Genomic DNA, 4,714 nt, shown 5'->3' with positions numbered 1-4,714 from the left:
CCGGTCGCCGTGGTGGGCGAGAACCCCTGGCGGTAGAGGTACACCCCCGCCGCGCCGTTGCCCACTTTCCAGGACAGGAGCACGCCGTCCTCGCACCGCAGCGCCTCGAAGGCGTACAGCTCCAGGACGCCGTCGTTGCGCAGCAAGACGTTGGGCTCCGTGTTCGACCAGTCGGTCTGCGCCAGGTCCAGGTCGGTGGAGTAGGTGTAGCGGACCTCGACCTCGGCGCCCGCGGGCGGCGTCACGCCCAGCGACACCCATCCCTCCTGGCGGCCGCAGCACCACACGTTCCTCGGCAGGAGGACGCCGTTCACCCGCACCTCGTCCACGCGGCGCACCGGCATCACCGACAATCGGAAGCACTTGGCCGAGCCGTTTCCCACGAACCGCTCCCGCCCCGACGCCGGGCCGTCGTCGTCGTAGTCCTCGAAGAGGAGCGCCTCGGTGACCGGGTCGTAGCCGAAGTCGGAGAGCCAATCGGGCTCGGGACTGAAGCGGCCGCCGCGGTTCTCGTAAATGCGGATGGGGGTCCACCAGCCCCCGATCGCCAGGTCCAGGTCGCCGTCGGCGTCCAGGTCCGCCAACGCGGCGTAGGAGCTCATCTCGACATCGCTGGAGACCCAGTCCGGCTCGGTGTCGAACATCCCGCCGTCGGAGAGGTAGATGAGGTCCGCCTGCCCCTCGCCCGCCTGGTTGTTATTTGCCAGAACGAGGTCGAGCCAGCCGTCGCCGTTCAGGTCTCCGGCGGCGATTTTCAGGGTGTCCCACTCCGGGGAATCCTCCCAGCCCGGCGTCGCGGCCAGGCCGTCGCCCGTACCGAAGAAGATGGCGTTGGAGCCGTGTTCGGCGGCGGCCGCCAGGTCCAAAAAACCGTCGTTGTCGAAGTCGCCGAAGAGGACGTCCATCCAGTAGGAACTTTTTTCCGATTCCCAGGCCGGAACGGGGTTCAGGACGCCGCCCTCATTTTCGTAGATGCGCAGCGGCTCCGCGCGCCCGACGTAGTCAATGCCGCCGGCCACGGCCAGGTCGGCGTCCCCGTCCGAGTCGTAGTCGCCCCAGGCGATGCCGAAGGCGTTGTGGGCCGGTCCGCCCGCCCAGGAGGGCGCCGTCTCGAAGGTCGTCCCGAGGTTCACGTACAGGGCGTCGTGCTCGTAGGTCCAGTCGGGATAACCGCCGCCCAGGATGTTCACCGCCAGGTCGGGGTCGCCGTCGGAGTCGAAGTCGCAGCACTCGAGATGGCCGTGGTACTCGAGCGGCTCGCCGAACCAGGCGGGCGCGGGGTCCAGGCCGTCCGGCCCGTTGAGGTAAACCGCGCAGTACTCCCGGCTCATGTCGTTGCCGTTGGAGACGACCAGGTCCACCCGGCCGTCGCCGTCCACGTCGGCCCAATCGCAGCCGGTGGAGCGGGGGTAGTCGCCCTCGATCAGGTCCCCGGACTCCCACACGGGGGTGGTGGTGAGGTTGACCCCGGCCGGGGCGAGGGTCGGCAGGAGGAGGAAGACGAAAGCGAGTGGGCGCATTGTCCGGCGGACTTTTTTTGCGTTCGTCCGATTATACACCACGGGGGGCTGGGCGGTCTTTCGGCCCGATAACCCGCCCGACCCGTCGCGCCCCAGGTTCTCCGATTCCTCCGCGTCCCCGGTTAAGGGCCCGGTCGAGGTCGCGGGCTCTAGAACTTTTTCTTGAGCTCGCCGGCTTCCTTCCGCCGGTCCACGACGAGCTCGCCCCCCACCCCCACGTTCTCCAGCGGGTTCTCGTGGATAACGACGATGATGTCATCTATGTTGTACACGGCGCGGGCCGCGTCGTAGAGCGCCTTGACCAGCAGGCGCTTCTTGGCGATTTCCAGCGGCGGTCCTTCCACGGTGATGTTCGGCATGTCTCACCCTTTCTCGTTCGGCTCCCGGCCGTAGACTTGGGGAGGGGCCAGCAGGTCGGGGAACCTCTCCCGCAGGGTCTTGCGGACCAGGTAGCAGTAGTGGCACTCGTCCACGAACCGATCTCCAATTTCGACGCCGTACTCCCGGGCCAGGGCGGCGGGCCCGCCCCGGACCAGCGGGCCGCAGACGGGATGCCCCGCCGCGTCGTAGTTGAGTATCAAATCGGAGAGCGGAGTTTTTAGAAAATTGCCCAGCGAGAGGCCCTGGCAGAGGTGCACGTGGCCGAAGGGGTCGAGGTGGACCCGCCCGGGGTGCTCGAGGTCCTCGTGGGGGCAGGAGGTCAACTCCCCGGCGGGCCGGGTGGGCAGGCCGTCGGTGAGCTTCTCCGCCGCGCGGCCGCGGAGCATGCTCCCGCCTCCAACCACCGGCTCGCCCCTCGCGCCGGTCCGCCCCACGGCGGGACGCTCGATGCAGATGGCGCACGCGGGGAGGCCCAGTTCCAGGGCGGCGGCGAGGGCCACCCTGCCCGGCGTTTCCTCCCCCTCGCGGTGGAACGCGTCGTCGCTCAGGGAAAGGTCCTCCAGCCCCAGGGCGATGAAGGGCGCCAGCCATAGCTTGGCGTCCTCCACGCATGTCGCCCAGTAGGCGTTGGTGACCACCCCCGTGCGGAAGCCCCGCTCCCGCGCCAGCCGCACCCCCTCCACCAGCAGCGGGTGGAAGAGGGTGGGCTCGCCGCCCTCGAAGTACACCCACTCCAGGCCGGGGATTTTCCGCGCGTCGTCGAGGGTCTCCCGCAGCCGCGCCAGGGTGAAGGTCCCCTCCGACCGGGGCGAAGAGAAGAGGAAGCAGTGGTCGCACTCCCAGTTGCAGGTGTAGGTCAACAGGAAATGGATGCCGGTCAGCATTGCCGCCCCTACGCCGGGGGGTGGGGGATGAGGCACAGGAAGCGCAGCGTCACCCGGCCGGTGTTTTTGAAGTTGTGCTCCTCGCCGCCGGGGATGAAAACCACGCTCCCCGGCCCGAGGGGGGTCTCCCCGCCCTTCCCCGCGACCACGCCGGTCCCTTCCAGAACGTACACCTCGTGCTCCCAGGGGTGGGAGTGGTACGGCGTGCGGCCGCCGGGGTCCAGCTCTATCTCGCGCATGGCGAAGGTGGGGGCTCCGTCCCCTTTGGCTATGAGCCAGCGGATGTGCGCGCCTTCGGCGCCTGTCTCGGTCACGACGTCCTGCTGTACGTCAACCCTTCGACGGATCAGCATTAGACCTCCTAAAAAATTTCCAGGTCCCGGCCGGAGACGACCTCCCCGTCGTAGCCGGCGCGGATTTCCCCCAGAAGTTCCTCCTCCGTCGCCCCCCATCGGAGCTGGTGGTAGGGAACCAGGAGGCGGGGTCGCGTCTCGCTCGCGATTTTACCCAACTCGACGGCCGAGGTGTGCATTTTCCGGTGGTAGCTTTGCCACTCCGGCGGCCTTCTCTCCAACCCCGCCGCGGAGTACGCCTCGTGGAGCAAGAGGTCGCACCCCCGGGCCTTTTCCAAGAGCGCGGCGCAGGGCGCCGTGTCCCCCGAGACGACGACCGTCCGGTCCCGGGTGGTGAATTTATAGCCGAAGGCGGGCCAGGAGCCGTGGTCCACTCCGAAGGCCTCGATTTCGACGCCGTCGTCCCGGAGAATCACGCCCGGCTCGATTTCGCGGGCCAGGGCGCGGTGCCCGGTGCGGTTCGCCGGTTCCGGCCCTTCCAGGCGCTCCCGGACGTCCTCGGCGTAGGCGGCGAGGAGGTGGTCGGTCATGGCCGCCAGACCGCGCGGCCCGTATACCCTCAGCGGCGCCTCCCGTCCCAGGGTCCAGGGGGTGAGGACGAGGTCGGGGTATCCGGCGGTGTGGTCGGAGTGGAGGTGGGTGAGGAGAGCGGTGTTCAACCCGGTCACGTCGAGTCCCGCGGCTACGGCCCGGCGCACCACCCCGGGGCCGAAATCCACCAGATACGTTTTGTCCCCCGCCACTACCGCCACGGCCGGCCCCGACCGGTCGGGCTCGGCGTTGGGCGTCCCCGTGCCCAGGAGGATGACCTGTAGACCTGCGCGCATCAATTCCTCGCCAGCACGACCGCCGCCGGCAGGCCCCAGACGTCGGCTCTCAGATTTTTCTCCACTCTGAATCCCGCCTCGATGATGAACCGCCGCACGGGTATCGGTCGGCAGTCCACCGCGCGGGGGAACCGCCGGTGCGCCAAGCCGTAGAGCCGGAGGAGCGGGCCTTTCCCGTCGTCGTCCATGGCCGCGATGCAGATTCTCCCGCCCGGCCGCAGCGCGTCCCGGCACCGCGACAGGAGCGTCGGGATGTCCGGCGTGTCGAAGAGATCCAGGGTGAAGGTGAGGAAGACGGCGTCGAAAAAGCCGCGCTCCAGGCGGACTTCCATGGCGTCGCCCGGTCGGAGCTCCACGCGCGTCCCCCGCTCCGATTGCGCCAGCCGCCGCCGGGTCTTTTCGAGCATGGCGGGCGAGAGGTCCACCCCGACCACCCTCCCGGTCCCCCCCGCGGCTCCGGCCAGTTTTACCAGGGCGCGTCCCGTACCGCATCCTATCTCCAGAACCCGCTCCCCCTCCCGAACGGCGAGGAGCCGCAGGCCGGTCTCCCGCAGCCGGGCCTCTCCGGCGCCGGCCAGGAGGTCGTACACCGGGGCCAGACGGTCGTAGGTCCGCCGGGCCTCGGAGGACGACCGCCCGACGCGGGCCGTTCCTGGGTCCGTTCCGCCCATCGCATCCCCGACCTGGGGGTCCGTGAAAAAACCCCGGCGTGGGGTTTTTTACGTAGGAAAGAGTTTACCCGCTAGAGC

General features: G+C 69.1%; 6 protein-coding genes. All 6 read right to left on the bottom strand.

All coding sequences use genetic code 11. The features are described 5' to 3' along the window. Positions 1 to 1,520: VCBS repeat-containing protein (locus NTW26_02330; GenBank protein MCX7021110.1), on the bottom strand; the 1,520-nt coding region annotated here is incomplete at its 3' end. Positions 1,521 to 1,669: 149 nt separating this feature from the next. Further along, a complete protein-coding gene (locus NTW26_02325; protein MCX7021109.1) occupies positions 1,670 to 1,879 on the bottom strand; it encodes a tautomerase family protein in 210 nt (69 codons plus the stop codon). Between the two features lie 3 nt (positions 1,880 to 1,882). Next, complete coding sequence (locus NTW26_02320; GenBank protein ID MCX7021108.1) at positions 1,883 to 2,785, bottom strand: hypothetical protein; 903 nt, start codon at positions 2,783 to 2,785, stop codon at positions 1,883 to 1,885. Between the two features lie 8 nt (positions 2,786 to 2,793). Beyond that, the gene (locus NTW26_02315) at positions 2,794 to 3,138 is read right to left on the bottom strand and encodes a cupin domain-containing protein (GenBank protein ID MCX7021107.1); all 345 of its coding nucleotides are present in this window, start codon (positions 3,136 to 3,138) and stop codon (positions 2,794 to 2,796) included. An 8-nt stretch (positions 3,139 to 3,146) separates the two neighbouring features. Next, complete coding sequence (locus NTW26_02310; protein ID MCX7021106.1) at positions 3,147 to 3,965, bottom strand: MBL fold metallo-hydrolase; 819 nt, start codon at positions 3,963 to 3,965, stop codon at positions 3,147 to 3,149. Then, positions 3,965 to 4,636, bottom strand: a complete 672-nt coding sequence (locus NTW26_02305) for a class I SAM-dependent methyltransferase (GenBank protein ID MCX7021105.1) — start codon at positions 4,634 to 4,636, stop codon at positions 3,965 to 3,967. Before NTW26_02305 ends, NTW26_02310 begins: the two co-directional genes overlap by 1 nt. Positions 4,637 to 4,714 lie beyond the last annotated feature (78 nt).

The organism is bacterium, assembly GCA_026398675.1.
Classification (GTDB): domain Bacteria; phylum RBG-13-66-14; class RBG-13-66-14; order RBG-13-66-14; family RBG-13-66-14; genus RBG-13-66-14.
This window is presented reverse-complemented; position numbering and strand designations above follow the sequence as displayed.

Bases quoted from the DNA above. Each gene is read 5' to 3' on its own strand.
- NTW26_02305 (MCX7021105.1), bottom strand. From the start codon at position 4,636: ATGGGCGGAACGGACCCAGGAACGGCCCGCGTCGGGCGGTCGTCCTCC.
- NTW26_02310 (MCX7021106.1), bottom strand. From the start codon at position 3,965: ATGCGCGCAGGTCTACAGGTCATCCTCCTGGGCACGGGGACGCCCAAC.
- NTW26_02315 (MCX7021107.1), bottom strand. From the start codon at position 3,138: ATGCTGATCCGTCGAAGGGTTGACGTACAGCAGGACGTCGTGACCGAG.
- NTW26_02325 (MCX7021109.1), bottom strand. From the start codon at position 1,879: ATGCCGAACATCACCGTGGAAGGACCGCCGCTGGAAATCGCCAAGAAG.
- NTW26_02320 (MCX7021108.1), bottom strand. From the start codon at position 2,785: ATGCTGACCGGCATCCATTTCCTGTTGACCTACACCTGCAACTGGGAG.